Annotated in this window: 15 protein-coding genes; 5 read left to right on the top strand and 10 right to left on the bottom strand. The window is 71.4% G+C overall.

The genetic code is table 11. The features are described from left to right. Positions 1–15: 15 nt before the first annotated feature. Positions 16–675 carry a pyridoxamine 5'-phosphate oxidase gene (gene pdxH, locus QSJ97_RS13945; protein ID WP_285672387.1) on the top strand — a complete coding sequence of 220 codons (660 nt, stop codon included), beginning with the start codon at positions 16–18 and terminating at the stop codon, positions 673–675. Here the strand turns inward: pdxH and QSJ97_RS13940 are convergent. Beyond that, the gene (locus tag QSJ97_RS13940; protein ID WP_285672386.1) at positions 672–1,955 is read right to left on the bottom strand and encodes a tetratricopeptide repeat protein; all 1,284 of its coding nucleotides are present in this window, start codon (positions 1,953–1,955) and stop codon (positions 672–674) included. The two genes, pdxH and QSJ97_RS13940, sit on opposite strands and share 4 nt — an antisense overlap. 143 nt (positions 1,956–2,098) lie before the next feature. Here QSJ97_RS13940 and QSJ97_RS13935 point away from each other — a divergent pair, with 143 nt between their 5' ends. From QSJ97_RS13935 to QSJ97_RS13925, 3 genes are all read left to right on the top strand, one after another. Beyond that, the gene (locus tag QSJ97_RS13935; RefSeq protein WP_285672385.1) at positions 2,099–2,848 is read left to right on the top strand and encodes an SDR family NAD(P)-dependent oxidoreductase; all 750 of its coding nucleotides are present in this window, start codon (positions 2,099–2,101) and stop codon (positions 2,846–2,848) included. Positions 2,849–2,924: 76 nt separating this feature from the next. Further along, complete coding sequence (locus QSJ97_RS13930) at positions 2,925–3,545, top strand: glutathione S-transferase family protein (RefSeq protein ID WP_285672384.1); 621 nt, start codon at positions 2,925–2,927, stop codon at positions 3,543–3,545. A gap of 85 nt (positions 3,546–3,630) precedes the next feature. Continuing rightward, the gene (locus QSJ97_RS13925; protein ID WP_285672383.1) at positions 3,631–4,563 is read left to right on the top strand and encodes a hypothetical protein; all 933 of its coding nucleotides are present in this window, start codon (positions 3,631–3,633) and stop codon (positions 4,561–4,563) included. 46 nt (positions 4,564–4,609) lie between these two features. On the opposite strand, the gene QSJ97_RS13920 is transcribed toward QSJ97_RS13925, so the two are convergent. After that, complete coding sequence (locus tag QSJ97_RS13920; protein ID WP_285672382.1) at positions 4,610–5,476, bottom strand: NAD(P)-dependent oxidoreductase; 867 nt, start codon at positions 5,474–5,476, stop codon at positions 4,610–4,612. Between the two features lie 233 nt (positions 5,477–5,709). Between QSJ97_RS13920 and QSJ97_RS13915 the strand changes: the two genes are divergently transcribed. Beyond that, positions 5,710–8,184 carry a penicillin acylase family protein gene (locus QSJ97_RS13915; RefSeq protein ID WP_285672381.1) on the top strand — a complete coding sequence of 825 codons (2,475 nt, stop codon included), beginning with the start codon at positions 5,710–5,712 and terminating at the stop codon, positions 8,182–8,184. 102 nt (positions 8,185–8,286) lie between these two features. Here the strand turns inward: QSJ97_RS13915 and QSJ97_RS13910 are convergent, their stop codons facing one another. From QSJ97_RS13910 to QSJ97_RS13875, 8 genes are all read right to left on the bottom strand, one after another. Then, entirely contained in the window at positions 8,287–8,487 is a 201-nt protein-coding gene (locus QSJ97_RS13910) for a hypothetical protein (RefSeq protein ID WP_285672380.1), read from the bottom strand. A 156-nt stretch (positions 8,488–8,643) separates the two neighbouring features. Then, positions 8,644–9,864 (bottom strand): cysteine desulfurase, encoded by a 1,221-nt coding sequence (locus QSJ97_RS13905; protein ID WP_285672379.1) that lies wholly within the window; start codon positions 9,862–9,864, stop codon positions 8,644–8,646. A gap of 73 nt (positions 9,865–9,937) precedes the next feature. Further along, the gene (locus QSJ97_RS13900) at positions 9,938–10,504 is read right to left on the bottom strand and encodes a hypothetical protein (protein WP_285672378.1); all 567 of its coding nucleotides are present in this window, start codon (positions 10,502–10,504) and stop codon (positions 9,938–9,940) included. Next, positions 10,501–11,205, bottom strand: a complete 705-nt coding sequence (locus QSJ97_RS13895; protein ID WP_285672377.1) for a YIP1 family protein — start codon at positions 11,203–11,205, stop codon at positions 10,501–10,503. Before QSJ97_RS13895 ends, QSJ97_RS13900 begins: the two co-directional genes overlap by 4 nt. A 204-nt stretch (positions 11,206–11,409) precedes the next feature. Beyond that, the gene (locus tag QSJ97_RS13890) at positions 11,410–12,012 is read right to left on the bottom strand and encodes a YIP1 family protein (protein ID WP_285672376.1); all 603 of its coding nucleotides are present in this window, start codon (positions 12,010–12,012) and stop codon (positions 11,410–11,412) included. A 46-nt stretch (positions 12,013–12,058) separates the two neighbouring features. Next, on the bottom strand, positions 12,059–13,348 hold the full coding sequence (gene sufD, locus QSJ97_RS13885; RefSeq protein ID WP_285672375.1) for a Fe-S cluster assembly protein SufD: 1,290 nt from the start codon (positions 13,346–13,348) through the stop codon (positions 12,059–12,061). A 10-nt stretch (positions 13,349–13,358) separates the two neighbouring features. Continuing rightward, the gene (gene sufC, locus QSJ97_RS13880) at positions 13,359–14,063 is read right to left on the bottom strand and encodes a Fe-S cluster assembly ATPase SufC (protein WP_285672414.1); all 705 of its coding nucleotides are present in this window, start codon (positions 14,061–14,063) and stop codon (positions 13,359–13,361) included. Continuing rightward, positions 13,948–14,682, bottom strand: coding sequence for a hypothetical protein (locus tag QSJ97_RS13875; protein ID WP_285672374.1), 735 nt, complete (start codon positions 14,680–14,682; stop codon positions 13,948–13,950). Before QSJ97_RS13875 ends, sufC begins: the two co-directional genes overlap by 116 nt. Positions 14,683–14,781: the final 99 nt, after the last annotated feature.

Raw genomic sequence — 14,781 nt, 5'->3', positions numbered from 1 at the left:
GCAAGGGAGGCGGCGATGAGCGAGACGACCGGGGGCACGGCCCGCATCACCGAGAGCGAGACGCGCAGCGGCATCTTCGCGGGCAGCGATCCCTATGCGCTCGCCCGCGCCTGGATGGCCGAGGCGGAGAAGACCGAGCCCAACGACCCTACCGCCGTGGCGCTGGCCACCGCGGATGCCGGCGGGCTGCCGAACGTGCGCATGGTGCTGCTGAAGGAGGTGGAGGAGAGCCTCTCCGAAGGCGGCTTCGTCTTCTACACCAATTTCGAGAGCGCCAAGGGCGGCGAGCTGGCGGAGAACCCGCAGGCCGCCATGGTGATGCACTGGAAATCGCTGCGCCGGCAGGTTCGGGTGCGCGGGCCGGTGGAGCGGGTCGGCGATGCGCAGGCCGATGCCTATTACGCCTCGCGCGCCTACAAGAGCCGGATCGGCGCCTGGGCCTCGGCGCAGTCGCGCCCGCTGTCGTCGCGGGCGAGCCTGATGGCCGATGTCGCGGGCTATGCCGCGCGCTACCCGATCAACCCGCCGCGGCCGCCGCACTGGGGGGGCTTCCGGATCCGGCCCGTCGAGATGGAGTTCTGGGCCGACGGGGAGTTCCGCCTGCACAACCGTTTCCGCTGGAGGCGGGAGGCGCCCGGCGCGCTGGCCTGGGCGGTGCAGCGGCTCAACCCCTAGGCCTCCAGCCCCGCCACCAGACAGCGCTGCAGCGTGACCGGACGGCGCATGGCGAGCAGGCGGCGCGCCTCGCCCGCCCGCCCGTCGCGCAGCAGGGCCGCGACCATGGCATGCTCGATCAGGTCGCGCTGCGCCCGGCTGCCGCCGATCCGGGCATGATCGACCATCGCCTCGGCGAGATGCGCCGCCGCCTCGGCCCAGCGCCCGGCCGCGAGCGCGCCGAACCCCTCGGCCAGCGCCCGCACCATCGCGCCGGCCGGGCCGCTGGCCTCCGCGACGATCCGCGCGAGCGCCGCGCCGTCGCCCGCCATCGCATGGGCGAGCGCGGCATGGGCATCGGCGAAGGCGATGCCGGGCCTGGGAAACTTCTCCTGCGCATAGGCGCTCACCTCGGCCCAGCGCTCCCGCGGCACCGCGACGCCGGCCATCTCCGCCCGCGCCAGCAGCGCCGCGGTGTCGGTCAGCACGTTGATCGCCGGGCCCCAGGCCGCGGCGGGGCGGATATCGGCATCGAGCACCGCCCACATCCGCCCGGCATCGCCGGTTTCCAGCGCCCAGAGCGCGACATGCCAGGAGACATGGCAATGCAGCTGGCCGGAGCGGTCGTAATCCGCCCGCCAGGCATCGAGATAGGCGAGGCCCGCCGCCGTCTCGCCGGTCTCGTAGTGCAGATGCGCCTTCACATGCGCGCCGTTGGCGCTGTCGGGGCGCTGCGCGACGGAGCGGGCGATGGTCTCGGCGGCGGGGGCGAGCTGGCCGCACTCCATCTGCGCGAAGGCATGCATCGAGAGGAACCACCAGTCGTCGCCGTAATGCGGCGCCAGCCAGCTGGTATAGGCGAGCTGCTCGGCCTCGCGCCCGGGCTGCCCGGAGAAGCCGATGAGGCCGAAGACGCTCATGCAGCTCTGCGCGACCAGGGCGTCCCGCGGATGGTTCGCGAGATGCGCGCGGATGCCGGGGATCGCCGCCGCGCCCTTGCCCGCGAGCACCGGCAGGAGCGCGTCGATGGCGCCCCGTTCGCCCTCGGTGAGGCTGCGCCGGTCGAGCGCGGCGAGGGCGTCGAGGCTCTCGCGGAGCACCGCGGCCCGCCCGGTCATCTGGGCCAGCCGCGCCCGCGCGAGATGGCCATGCGCCAGCCCCGGATCGGCGGCGACGGCGCGGTCGAGATCGGCATCCGCCCCGGGCAGCGCCGCGAGGAAACGGTCGAGCCCCGCCGCATAGGCGTCGCGCGCCTCGGCCGAGCCTGTCGAGAGCCGGTTGCCGTACTGGTCGTCGAGCATCTGTTCCCCGTCCCGTGGTTCCCCGTGTCGCCCGCGGCGAGGCTAGCATGGGGCCCCGGCGCCCGGATAGGACTTGCGGGGAGGCGCCGGCGGCGGATACTGGCCGGGCCCGGGCCGCCCCGGCCCCAAGGGAGAAGACCGCCATGGCCGAGAGCCCCCGCCGCACGCTGCTGCTCACCGGTGCCAGCCGCGGCATCGGCCATGCCACCGTCAAGCGCTTCGCCTCGGCCGGCTGGCGGGTGATCACCTGCTCGCGCCACCCCTTCCCGGAGGACTGCCCCTGGGAGGCGGGGGAGGAGGACCATGTCCAGGTCGATCTCTCCGACCCGAACAGCACCATCGCCGCGGTGGAGGACATCCGCGGCCGGCTCGCCGCGGGCTCCGGCGGCCGCCTCGAGGCGCTGGTCAACAATGCCGGGATCTCGCCGAAGGGGCCGGAGGGCGAGCGGCTCGACACGCTGACCACCGATCTGCGCACCTGGGGCAAGGTGTTCCATGTGAACTTCTTCGCCAGCGTCGTGCTGGCGCGCGGGCTCAGGGCCGAGCTGATGGCGGCGAAGGGCGCGGTGGTCAACGTCACCTCGATCGCCGGCGCCCGGGTGCATCCCTTCGCGGGCGCCGCCTATGCCACCTCCAAGGCCGCGCTGGCGGCGCTGACCCGGGAGATGGCGCATGATTTCGGGCCGCTCGGCGTGCGCGTCAATGCCATCGCGCCGGGCGAGATCGAGACCGCGATCCTCTCCCCCGGCACCGAGAAGCTGGTGGAGCAGATCCCGATGCGCCGCCTCGGCCGGCCCGAGGAGGTGGCGCGCACCATCTACTATCTCTGCACCGCCGAGAGCTCCTATGTCTCGGGCGTGGAGATCGAGATCAACGGCGGCCAGCACGTCTGACCTCGCGGTTTCGAGGGTTGCAATCGCGTCACCGAACGCGAGGATGGCGCGGTCTCAAGCCAAGGGAGCCCGCCCCATGTACGATCTCTACACCTGGACGACGCCCAACGGGCGCAAGGTCTCGATCATGCTCGAGGAGCTCGGCGTGCCATACGAGGCGCATGCGATCGACATCATGAAGGACGATCAGTTCGCCCCGGATTTCCTGAAGATCAGCCCCAACAACAAGATCCCGGCCATCGTCGAGCGCGACACCGGGCGGAGCCTGATGGAATCCGGCGCGATCCTGCTCTATCTCGCCGAGAAGCACGGGCAGTTCATGGGCCCGGATCGCTGGGAGACCATCGAATGGCTGATGTGGCAGATGGGCGGCATCGGGCCGTTCCTCGGCCAGGCGCATCACTTCCTCAAGTTCAACCCCGGCAAGGCGCCCTATGCCGAGGAGCGCTACGGCAAGGAGGCGAAGCGCCTCTATGGCGTGCTCGACCGCCGGCTCGACGGGCGGGACTTCATCTGCGGCGCCTATTCCATCGCCGACATGGCCACCTGGCCCTGGATCAGCCGCTTCGAGTGGCAGCAGGTCGATCTTGGCGAATTCCCCAACGTCAAGGCATGGTATGAGCGCATCGCCGCCCGCGAGGCGGTTCAAAAGGGCTATCACGTGCCCAAATATGTGTCGGACATCCCGATGCCCTGACCAGCACGGGTCGCAGGGCCGGGACCGGGGCGCGCCGCGGCGTGCCCCGGATGGTTCACGACCCGTGCTCGAAGGGAGAAACCCGATGTCTTCTCGTGATTGGTCCGCCCCGCGGGACCGTGGCCCGGCCCGCCCGCAGCGGCGGATTGCCGGCGCGGCGCTGCTCGGCTTGAGCGCCGCTGCGGCGCTCGCCCTGCCGGCCGCCGCCGAGCTGCGGCTGCCGCCCTCGGTCGATCCGGGCCAGGCGGTGCCGCTGGAGATCGTGCCGCCGGCCGGGGCAGGGGCGGAGCTTCTCGCCCGCCCGATCACCGGGCCGGATGGCGGCGAGGTGCCGACCGGCCCCGCTGTGCCGCTCGGCGGCGTCGAGCCGGGGGCGGGGCGGATCGAGTTCACCGCACCGGCGCGCTCCGGCTCCTACTGGCTCGAGCTGCACCAGAACGGGCGGATGCGCGAGCGCGCCGATCTCGAGGTGGTGGCCGCGCCGGTCGGACTCTGGACCCCCTCGGAGGTGCATCCGACGGCGGCCTTCGACATCCGCCTCAGCATCGGCGGCGCGCGCGACGTGCTGCTGGTGGTGGAGAACGAGGCCGGCGGGCTGGTCTGGGAGCGGCTGGTCACCCGCGACGAGGTCGGCGGCGGGCGCCTCGCGATCCGGGCCCCCGATCTCTCGGGGCGCTACCTGCTGCAGGTGCTGCACGGGCAGAACGGCACGGTGCTGGCGAGCCGGCATTTCACCGTCGATGCCGGCAAGGCCTGGTTCCGCGCGCCCTCGGTGATCGCGCCCGGCGAGCCGGTCAGGATCGACCGCTTCGGCCCGGGCGGCGAGGGCCATGCGCTGGTCATCACCTCCGAGGCGAGCGGCGAGGTGGTGCACGAGGAGAACCTCGCGGGCTCGGCCGGCGCGCGCGACACGGTGGTACTGCCGGGGCCCCGGCGCGAGGGCCGCTACCGGCTGCGCTATGTGAGCCTGGCCGACGGCGCGGTGCTCGCCGATGTGGTGCTGATCGTCAACGACTGATGCAAGGGCAGGGGGCGGGCATGCCGCCCCCGGGCCCCGCGGCGCCTCAGCGCTTCAGTCGGCGGAGCAGCGAGGAGGTGTCCCAGCGCCCGCCGCCCATGTCCTGCACTTCTCCATAGAACTGGTCAACCAGAGCGGTGACCGGCAGCCGCGCGCCGTTGCGCTTGGCCTCGTCGAGGCAGATGCCGAGATCCTTGCGCATCCAATCCACCGCGAAGCCGAACTCGAACTCGTCGGCCAGCATGGTCTTGTGCCGGTTCTCCATCTGCCAGGAGCCGGCGGCGCCCTTGGTGATCACGTCGAACACCGCCTCGGCGTCGAGCCCGGCCTTCTGCGCGAAATCCACGCCCTCCGAGAGCCCCTGCACGAGCCCGGCGATGCAGATCTGGTTGACCATCTTGGTCAGCTGGCCCGCGCCCGGGCCGCCGAGCAGCCGGCAGGCCTTGGCATAGACCTGCATGACCGGCTCGGCGCGGTCGTAATCCGCCTGCTCGCCGCCGCACATGATGCCGAGCTGGCCGTTCTCCGCCCCGGCCTGGCCGCCGGAGACCGGCGCGTCGACGAAGCCGATGCCGGCCGCCTTGCCCGCGGCCTGCAGCTCGCGCGCCACCTGCGCGCTGGCGGTGGTGTGGTCGACGAAGACGGTGCCCGAGGCCATGCCGGCGAAGGCGCCGTCATCGCCCAGCACGACGGCGCGCAGGTCGTCGTCATTGCCGACGCAGCACATCACAAAATCCTGGCCCTCGGCGGCGGCCTTCGGCGTCGGCGCGGCCTTGCCGCCATGCTGGGCGGCCCATTTCTCCGCCTTGGCGGCGGTGCGGTTGTAGACGGTCACGTCATGGCCCGCGGCGGCGAGGTGCCCCGCCATCGGATAGCCCATCACCCCGAGCCCGAGAAAACTCACCTTCGCCATGTGTCCCTCCTTTGCTGGCGGGGCAGTGTTAGCCGATGGGGGGCAGGGGTCAACGGATCATCCGCCCGCCGGTGCGCCCCTCCACGCCCGCCCGCCCCCGGGCCCGCGCGCACCGCTGCCGGTTGCACGCGTGCCGGTCCTCTGATTAACGGGGCAGGGGCGCCGGAGGCGGCCCCGGCATGGCCGCGCCCCCTGGCGGCGATGCCCTGTCTGGCGGAGGATGACGAGGCGCGATGAACCGGATCTTGCGCTGGATGCTGCGCGGCGTGCTGGCCGTGGCCGGGCTCGCGGCGGCGGCCCTCGGCCTCGCCTGGGTGCTGGTGGCCGGCTCGCTGCCGGACTATGACGCGCATGTGCAGGCCGCCGGCCTCGGCGCGCCGGCGCGGGTGATCCGCGATGCCAACGCGATCCCGCATATCCGCGCCGGGAGCCCGGCCGATGCCTGGTATGCGCTCGGCCTCGTCCATGCGCAGGACCGGCTCTGGCAGATGGAGGTCAACCGCCGCGCGGTGCAGGGCCGGCTCTCGGCGCTGTTCGGCCGGCGCACCGTGGCGCTCGACCGGCTGGCCAAGACCCTCGACCTCTACGGCCATGCGAAACGCGCCGTGGCGCATCAGACCCCGGAGGCGCAGGCCGCGCTCGAGGCCTATGCCGCCGGCGTCAACGCCTGGATCCGCCATATCGACGCCCGCTCGCTCGGCCGCGGCGCGCCGGAGTTCTTCCTCTTCGGCAAGGGCTTCGCGCCCTGGACCCCGGCCGACAGCCTCGGCATCCTGAAGATGATGGCGCTGCGGCTCTCCGACGGCGCCCGCTCCGAGGTCCGCCGCGCGCGCTTCCAGCTCGCGCTGCCGGCGGCGCGGGTCGCCGATATCCTGCCGGACTATCCCGGCCCCGCCGAGACCGTGGTGCCGCGCTACTCCACGCTGTTTCCGGAGCTCCGCCACGCCGACACGCGCCTCGCCCCGCCGCCGCCCGAGCCCGGCCCGCTGCTTGCCGCCCTCGGCCCGCCGGCGCCGGGCAAGGGCGGCGCCTCGAATGCCTGGGCGGTGGATGCCTCGCGGTCCTCCTCGCGCGCGCCGCTGCTGGCGAACGATCCGCATCTCTGGCTCTCGGCGCCCGGCGTCTGGTATCTCGCCGATCTGCGCGGCGGCGATCTGGCCGGCATCGGCGCGACGCTGCCCGGCGTGCCGGCGATCCTGATCGGGCACAACGGGCGCCTCGGCTGGGGGCTCACCACCGCCAATGTCGACGACCAGGACCTGTTCATCGAGAAGCTGAACCCGGCCGATCCGGAGAGCTACCTGACCCCCGAGGGCTGGCGCGATTTCGAGACCCGGCAGATCCGCATCGAGATCGACGGCTCGGCGCCGCTGGTCGAGACCGTGCGCCGCACCCGCCACGGGCCGGTGCTGGCGGGCGAGATGTTCGGCGCCGAGGCGGTGACCCCCGAGGGGCATGTGGCAGCGCTGGCCTGGACCGCGCTGACCGACGAGGACACCGGCCTCTCCGCGCTGATCCGCCTGCTCGAGGCCGACAGCGTGGCGCAGGGGCTGGCGATCGCGCCGATGGTCGCGGCGCCGGCGCAGGTGGTCACGCTGGCCGATGCCTCCGAGGTGGCGATGGTGGTGGCCGGGCGCGTGCCGCTGCGCCAGCCCGACAACCCGGTGCGCGGCCGGCTGCCCTCGCCCGGCTGGAAATCGGTGCATGACTGGCAGGGCTTCCTGCCGCCCGAGGAGATCCCGGTGGTGCGCGCGCCCGAGGAGGGCGCCATCGCCGCCGCCAACAACCGCATCACCGATGCCGCCTATCCGCGCCATCTCGGCCATGACTGGGCGGCGCCCTACCGCATCCGGCGCATCCGCAAGGAGCTCTCCGGCCGGCGCTTCCATTCGCGCGACAGCTTCGTGGCGCTGCAGGCCGATGCGGTCTCGGAGATGGCGCGCTCGGTGCTGCCGCTGATCGCCCGCGATCTCTGGTGGCGCGAGCCGGTCTCGACGCAGGAGGGGCTGCGCGGCGAGGCGCTGGCGCTGCTGGCGGAGTGGAACGGCGAGATGGACCAGCACAGCCCCGAGCCGCTGATCTTCTCGGAATGGATGCGCCGGCTCACGCACCGGCTGGCGGCGGACGAGCTCGGCGGGCTGTTCCGCGAGGTGGCCGGGCCGCGGCCGCTCTTCGTCGAGCGGGTGTTCCGCAACATCGAGGGCGCCGCGATCTGGTGCGACGTGGACAAGACGCCGGAGCCCGAGACCTGCCGCGAGATCGCCGCCGCGGCGCTCGACGACGCGCTCGCCGATCTCGCCCGCACGCATGGGCGCAACATCGCCGGCTGGCGCTGGGGCGAGGTGCACCGCGCGGTGCACCGTCACATGCCGCTCGGCTTCTCCGACTGGCTCGGGCTGATGGTGAACATCGAGCAGGAAACCTCCGGCGGCAGCCACACCCTGATGCGCGGGCTCAGCGCCGGGCGCGGCCCGCGGCCGTTCGAGAACATCCATGCGGCGGGGGTGCGCGTGGTCTACGACTTCGCCGATCTCGACCGGTCGGTCTGGGTGCTGTCGACCGGGCAGAGCGGGCACCCGTTCTCGCGCTGGTACGACCACATGTCCGAGCTCTGGGCGCGGGGCGACGTGGTGCCGATGTCGATGGATGACGAGGATGCGCAGTCGGGCGCGGTCGGCATCATGGAAATCACGCCCGAAAAGGGCTGAGACGCCGCGGCGCCCCTGCGATTCCCGCTGTCCAGGCGGTCTCCGGGCGATGCCGCCCCGGCGCCTGCCGCGTCCTGCCGAAGGCCCGAGCCGGCGGCCGGCTCAGCTCATTCGGTCGATGTTTTCCCGCAGCGCCTCGTTCATCACCACGCTCGCGGCCCGCCACGGCGCCGTCCAGACCAGCGCCAGCGCGCAGAGCTGCGTGCCGAGCATGTCCGGCGCCATGCTGAACGGATCGGCCCCGATCGGGTTCTGGGTGCTGCCGGAGCCCCCTTCTGTCCCACCGCTTGCCATCTGGATCATTCCCCTTTGCTACTGCCCCATCCACATTCATCAAAATGTGACGGGGTGTCCATGAGGAATTTCTTCACGCGGGAAATTTTTGCTGCAGTGCGTCTTAAACGATTTAGGAATCGCGCCGCGCCGCTGCCGGGCACAGCGCTCCAGCGCGGCCCGGATTCAGCCGAAGAGCTCGTGGCAGAATTCCAGCGCCTCGACGAGCCGGTCGACCTCGGCGCGGGTGTTGTAGAGCCCGAAACTCGCCCGCGCGGTCGCCGTCACCCCGAGATGCGCCATCAGCGGCTGGCAGCAGTGATGCCCCGCCCGCACCGCGATGCCCTTGCGGTCGATCACCGTGGAGATGTCGTGCGGATGCGCGCCGCCCTCCATCGAGAACGAGAAGATCGCGCCCTTGGTCGCACTGTTTCCGTGGATCTGGAGCCAGTTGAGCCCCGAGAGCCGGGCCTGCGCATAGTCCCGCAGGTCGTGCTCATGGGCGGCGATGTTCTCCATGCCGATGGCCGAGACATAGTCGATCGCCGCGCCGAAGCCGATCACCTGCACGATGTTGGGGGTGCCGGCCTCGAACTTGTGCGGCGGGTCGTTGTAGGTGATGCCCTCGCGGGTCACCTCGCGGATCATGTCGCCGCCGCCCATGAAGGGGCGCATCTCGGCCTGCCGCTCGCGGCGGATATAGACCGCGCCCGAACCCGAGGGGCCATAGAGCTTGTGGCCGGTGATCACGTAGAAATCGACGTCGAGATCGGCGACGTCCACCGGCATGTGCACCGCCGCCTGGCAGCCGTCGAGCAGCACCGGCACGCCGCGGGCATGGGCGATCTCGACGATTCGCTTCGCCGGGTTCACGGTGCCGAGCACGTTCGACATGTGGCTGATCGCGACCAGCCTGGTCCGCGGGGTGATGGCATCGGCCAGCTTGTCGAGGTCGATCTCGCCGCGGGCATCGGTCTCGAGCCATTTCAGCACCGCGCCCTGGCGCTCGCGCAGGAAATGCCACGGCACGATGTTGGCGTGATGCTCCATCACCGAGAGGATGATCTCGTCGCCCGGCTCGATGCGCGGCGCCGCCCAGCCATAGGAGACGAGGTTGAACCCCTCCGAGCCGTTGGAGGTGAAGAGGATCTCGTCCTCGTGCCGCGCGCCGAGGAAGCGCGCCACCTTGCCGCGCACCGCCTCGAAGCGCTCGGTGGCGTCGTTGGAGAGGAAATGCAGGCCGCGGTGCACGTTGGCATAGCGCTGGGCATAGGCCTCGGTCACCGTGTCGATCACCGCCTGCGGCTTCTGCGCCGAGGCGCCGCTGTCGAGATAGACCAGATCGGTGCCGTTGACCTGGCGCGACAGGATCGGGAAGTCGGCGCGGATTTTCTCGACATCGTACATGGTGGGCCTCGGCAGGGTCTCTGGCGTCGCGGATGCGGCGGAACTTCGGTGGCTGGGCGCTCGGAGCGGCGGATCAGCCGGCCGGGGCGAGCGCGCTGGCGATGAGTGTCGTCAGGGTGATCAGGACCATCATCGCCATCAGCACGGATCCGGTACTTCGGAACCTGTGTATCCCCGCGATCACGCCAGCGAACACCCAGCAAAATATGGCAGTTCCCGCAAACAGCAAGAGGGCGGCGGCTGCGGTGATCTCTCCCGTGAAGAGGCCGGGCAGGGCCGGCGCCGTGAGCGGCACGAGAAAGCTGGTGATCAGGTTGAACCAGGCGATCCCGGTGACGCAGTCGGCCACGTTGCCCTTGCCGCCGAACATCCGCCCGACGCCGAAGACGAGCCCGACGGTCACCGCGAACTCCATCACCGCGAAGAACACCCGCTCGAGATGCCAGGTCAGGGCCGGGCTCTGCCCCGCCCGCATCTCCGGCAGCAGGAACAGCACGAACATCTCCTGGATCGCATAGGCGAGCAGGATCAGCCCGAGCACCTCCTGCGGTGTCAGCGGGCCGCGCGCCAGCAACCGCTCGACCGCACGCCGAGGGGCGACGACGCCTTCGGCGACGCGCGCAAGGAACGGGGCGATCACGCAGTGAGTCCGAGCGAATCCATGATAGCCGGACCTAGCACGAAACCGGCGACGAGAACCAGAATCGTGAAGACCGAGAAGATGATGAAGACCGGCGAGGTGCGCGCGAAGCGATGCGCCTCGGCGACCCCGGCGGAGAGGAAGAAGACGAAGGCGACGACCCCGATCAGCACCGGCGGCAGCGCCACCGTCGGGCTGGCGAAGGCCGGTATCGTCTGCTCGAGGTTCGAGAAGGCGGCGCCGATGATCGCGCCGAGCACGCCGACCGGGGCGGCCACCAGCGAGGCCCAGAAGATTGCCGCGCGGGTGTCGCGCCAGGTGCCGCTGCCGCCGACCGCGCGGCAGATGCCGCAGACCACCGCGGAGAAGAGATAGAGCGTCACGGTGCGCAGCAGGAAGATGCCGAGCAGCGCGGTGCCGAGCTGGGCCGGCACCGGCATGATCTCCGAGATCGCCTGGCTCGGCGAGACGATCAGCCTCACGCCGAAGCTGAGGAAGAAGATCACGTCGGAGAGCAGCACGAAGAACAGCAGCCGCGCCTCGGAGGGCGCCTCCTCGATCAGCGCCCGCGTGGTGCGCCGCATGTCGCTGTAGGACAGCCGCATCCGCGCCCAGACGGACATGCCGGTGAGCGGCTCCAGCGGCTGCTGGACGTCCTCGAGGTGTACGTCTGGAAGGTCGTCGGCGGTCTCGCTGGTCATACAGGCCCCGGGCTGTTCGGATGTTGCGTTCGGCGCAGACATTCATTGCGGGGCGCCGCCCCGCTCCGACGCGCGCACCCAGAAGAACCTACGGGGACGATACACGATCCGGAGGTCGGGCCAAAACAATTTCGCCCGCAGAGGTTGAGCAATGTCTAAGATTGCATCTCTGGCATGCATGCCGGGAGCCGGCTCAGGCAGGCCTCAGCTGCTCGAGAGAAGCATCAGCCCGCTGAACAGCATCATCACGAGGAGCGCGATCACCCCCAGCACCGCCCAGGTGCGCTGGAAGCCGTGCGCCTCGGCGAAGCAATGCGCCAGCGCGTAGATGAAGGGGATGTAGCCGAACTCGCCGATCGCCCGGGCCGGCTCGTGCCCGATCTCGCCCTGCAGCGACAGGCCGAGGAACTTCAGCATGAGCCAGACCGGCGCCGCCACCAGCGCCGCCCAGGCCATCGCCGCCCGGCTGGCATAGGCGTCGCCCCTGCCGCCGAAAGCCCGCGCCAGCAGGTGCCCGAGCAGCGCCAGCATGTAGAGCCCGATGGTGCGCACCACGAAGAAGAAGATGCCGAGCCAGTAGATGTTGGCCAGCGCCTCGCCCTGCTCGAGCCCGATGCTGCGCGGGTCGAGCCAGAACTCGGCCATGCTGCCGAGGAAATGCAGCAGCCCGGAGACCAGGATGAAGACGAGGAGGGCGGTCTCGCTCGGGCGTCCGTCGAGCACGGCGCGCATGGTGCCGCGCATGTCGCGCCAGGCCCCGAGGACACGGATCGTCATCCCCTCGCGTGCCATGCCCTCCGTCGCCATCGCTCTCCCCCCTCGTCTTCGGTGCGGGCCGCGCAAGGCCCCCTTGTCAGCCGCGCGCGCCCATCCAGTCGGCCACCCGGGCGCGCATGATCTCCCGCAGGTCCTCGTCCGCGATCTCCGCCACCGCCTCCTCGACGAAGGAGCCGACCAGCATCGCCTCCGCCTGCCGGAGCGGGATGCCGCGCGCCATCAGGTAGAACAGCCCGCCCTCGTCGAGCGCGCCGGTGGTCGAGCCGTGTGAGCACTTCACGTCGTCGGCATAGATCTCGAGCTCGGGCTTGGCCGAGAACTCCGCATCGTCCGACAGCAGGACCGACTGGCTGATCTGGTAGCCGTCGGTCTTCTGCGCGACCTGGCGCACGAAGATCTTGCCCTGGAAGATCGCCTTCGCGGCGCCGTCGAGCACCTGCTTGAAGACCTGCCGGCTCTCGCAGCGCTCCGCCCCGTGGGTGACGAAGACCGTGTTGTCGACATGGCTCTCGCCGCGGCCGAGCACGGCGCCCGCGATGTGGCCCTGGGCGTCGTCGCCGGCGAACTCCATCACCACCTCGTTGCGGGTCAGCGAGCCGTCGGCGGTGAGCGTGAAGGTCTGGAACTTCGCGCCCGCGCCGAGCCGGGCGAAGACATGGGTGGCGGTCGGCCGCTCCGGCGCGTCCTGCAGGCGGATATGGCGGAGCACCGCGCCGGGGGCGAGGTCGATCTCCATCACCGTGTTGCCGGCGATGCCCGATTCGAGGAGCGTCACCGCGCCGCCGCTCTCCACCCGCACGAGATGGCGCAGCAGCGCCGCGCCCTCGCCGATCTGGGTATGCGCGAGATGCAGCGGCTCGGCGACCGCGCCGGTCACGTGCAGCGCCGCGCCCTCGGTCGCGGCGGCGGTGTTGAGCGCCGCGAGCGGGCGCGCCACCTTCTCCTGACCCGCCGCCTCGAGCGCGCCGAAGAGCCCGCGCGCCCAGGTCACGTCATGCGCCAGAACCTCACCGAGCGGGGCGATCGCCAGCCCGGCCTGGGCGGCGTCGTCGGAGAGATCCGGCCGCTGGCGCCCGTTGACGAAGGCGATCCGCCGCGCCGCATGGCCGGCGAAGAGCGCGAGGGCCGAGGGCAGGCCGCCCTCGGGTGCCGGCGCCACCGGCGCCGCCGGGGCTGTCAGCGCGGTCGGGTCGGTGTATTTCCAGTATTCGTCGCGCCGGATCGGCGCGCCGGCATCGAGCAGGCGCGACCGCGCCCGGGCCCGGGCATCGCGCGCCCAGGCGCTCTCGCCCTCGGGCAGCGGCAGCGCGGCCAGCAGGGCCTCCGCGGTGCGCCGCTTGTCGTCGATCAGCTTCTCGCTCAGCATGGCCATCCCCTCAGGCCGTCGCCTTGACCAGCGCGCCGTAGCCCTCGCGCTCGACGCGCGCGGCAAGCTCCGCTCCGCCGGTCTCGACGATTCGCCCGTCCACCATAATATGCACGACGTCCGGCACGATATGGTCCAGCAGCCGCTGGTAATGCGTGATCACCAGAAAGCCCCGGTCCGGCGCGCGCAGCGCGTTGACGCCCTCGGCCACCAGCTTCATCGCGTCGACGTCGAGGCCGCTGTCGGTCTCGTCGAGGATGCACATCTTCGGCGCCAGCATCGCCATCTGCAGGATCTCGTTGCGTTTCTTCTCGCCGCCGGAGAAGCCGACATTGATCGCGCGCTTGAGCATCTCCGGGCCGATGTTGAGGCTCTTGGCGGTCTCGCGTACCTGCTTCAGAAAGTCCGGCGCCGAGATCTCGGCCTCGCCGCGGGCCTTGCGCTGGGCGTTCAGCGCGGTGCGGATGAAGGTCATGTTGTTCACGCCCGGGATCTCGACCGGGTACTGGAACGCCAGGAAGAGCCCGGCCGCGGCGCGCGCGTCGGGCTCCTTCTCGAGCAGGTCCTCGCCGTCGAGCGTGGCGCTGCCGCCGGTCACCTCATAGCCGTCCCGCCCCGCCAATACGTAGGACAGCGTCGACTTGCCCGAGCCGTTCGGACCCATGATGGCGTGCACCTTGCCCGCCTCGACGGTCAGGCTCAGCCCCTTGAGGATCGGCTTGTCCTCCTCCTCGAGGCGCACATGCAGATCGCGGATCTCCAGCATCTCTCGTCTCTCCTGTGGTTGCGGCGGGGCGCCGGGCGCCGGCCGCGGTTGTCTCTTCGCTCGTCTCGCTCGCGCCGGTGGCGGCCGCGGTCTCCGGGCCCTCCGCCGATGCGTTCTCCTCCGTCGCTGCCGCCGCCGCGCCGGCGGGGGCGGCCTCGGCCATCAGCTTCGCCGCCTCGGCCAGCCGGTTCGGCGCGGGGGCCGCCAGCTCGGCCGGCGTCGGCGCCCGTGCCGGCGCCCGTGTCGGGGCCGCGAGCCGCACCGGCGCGCCCTCGGGCGCATAGGCCATGCGCAGCTCGTCGCGCGCGGGCCGGGCAGGGCTGCTCCGCAGCACCTCGGCGATGCCGCCGAGCTCGTGCACGATGGCGCCCCGGCTCTCCTCGAACACCGCCGCGAGGTGGGTGTTGAAGCGGCGCACCACTACCCGCGCCACCGCCTCGCGAATCGTCGGGTCCCGGTCCACCTTGTCGAGCCGCGCCAGCGCCGCCCCGATCGCCTCGCCGATCTCCTGGCTCACCGGGCTGTCGCCGCCGAGCTCGGCCGTCCCGGCCATGTCCTGCTCAGTCATCTCGCTCGCCTTTCGGTCCTGCCGGCGCCCGATGCGCCGGTCCCTGACCGCAAGGCTTGAACCGAACTCCTTTAGGTCCGCTTAACCATGATGGGGCGC

The sequence above is a fragment of the Paralimibaculum aggregatum genome, from assembly GCF_030270585.1.
In the GTDB taxonomy this organism is placed as follows: domain Bacteria; phylum Pseudomonadota; class Alphaproteobacteria; order Rhodobacterales; family Rhodobacteraceae; genus Thermohalobaculum; species Thermohalobaculum aggregatum.
This window is presented reverse-complemented; position numbering and strand designations above follow the sequence as displayed.

Bases quoted from the DNA above. Each gene is read 5' to 3' on its own strand.
- pdxH (WP_285672387.1), top strand. From the start codon at position 16: ATGAGCGAGACGACCGGGGGCACGGCCCGCATCACCGAGAGCGAGACG.
- QSJ97_RS13940 (WP_285672386.1), bottom strand. From the start codon at position 1,955: ATGCTCGACGACCAGTACGGCAACCGGCTCTCGACAGGCTCGGCCGAG.
- QSJ97_RS13935 (WP_285672385.1), top strand. From the start codon at position 2,099: ATGGCCGAGAGCCCCCGCCGCACGCTGCTGCTCACCGGTGCCAGCCGC.
- QSJ97_RS13930 (WP_285672384.1), top strand. From the start codon at position 2,925: ATGTACGATCTCTACACCTGGACGACGCCCAACGGGCGCAAGGTCTCG.
- QSJ97_RS13925 (WP_285672383.1), top strand. From the start codon at position 3,631: ATGTCTTCTCGTGATTGGTCCGCCCCGCGGGACCGTGGCCCGGCCCGC.
- QSJ97_RS13920 (WP_285672382.1), bottom strand. From the start codon at position 5,476: ATGGCGAAGGTGAGTTTTCTCGGGCTCGGGGTGATGGGCTATCCGATG.
- QSJ97_RS13915 (WP_285672381.1), top strand. From the start codon at position 5,710: ATGAACCGGATCTTGCGCTGGATGCTGCGCGGCGTGCTGGCCGTGGCC.
- QSJ97_RS13910 (WP_285672380.1), bottom strand. From the start codon at position 8,487: ATGATCCAGATGGCAAGCGGTGGGACAGAAGGGGGCTCCGGCAGCACC.
- QSJ97_RS13905 (WP_285672379.1), bottom strand. From the start codon at position 9,864: ATGTACGATGTCGAGAAAATCCGCGCCGACTTCCCGATCCTGTCGCGC.
- QSJ97_RS13895 (WP_285672377.1), bottom strand. From the start codon at position 11,205: ATGACCAGCGAGACCGCCGACGACCTTCCAGACGTACACCTCGAGGAC.
- QSJ97_RS13890 (WP_285672376.1), bottom strand. From the start codon at position 12,012: ATGGCGACGGAGGGCATGGCACGCGAGGGGATGACGATCCGTGTCCTC.
- sufD (WP_285672375.1), bottom strand. From the start codon at position 13,348: ATGCTGAGCGAGAAGCTGATCGACGACAAGCGGCGCACCGCGGAGGCC.
- QSJ97_RS13875 (WP_285672374.1), bottom strand. From the start codon at position 14,682: ATGACTGAGCAGGACATGGCCGGGACGGCCGAGCTCGGCGGCGACAGC.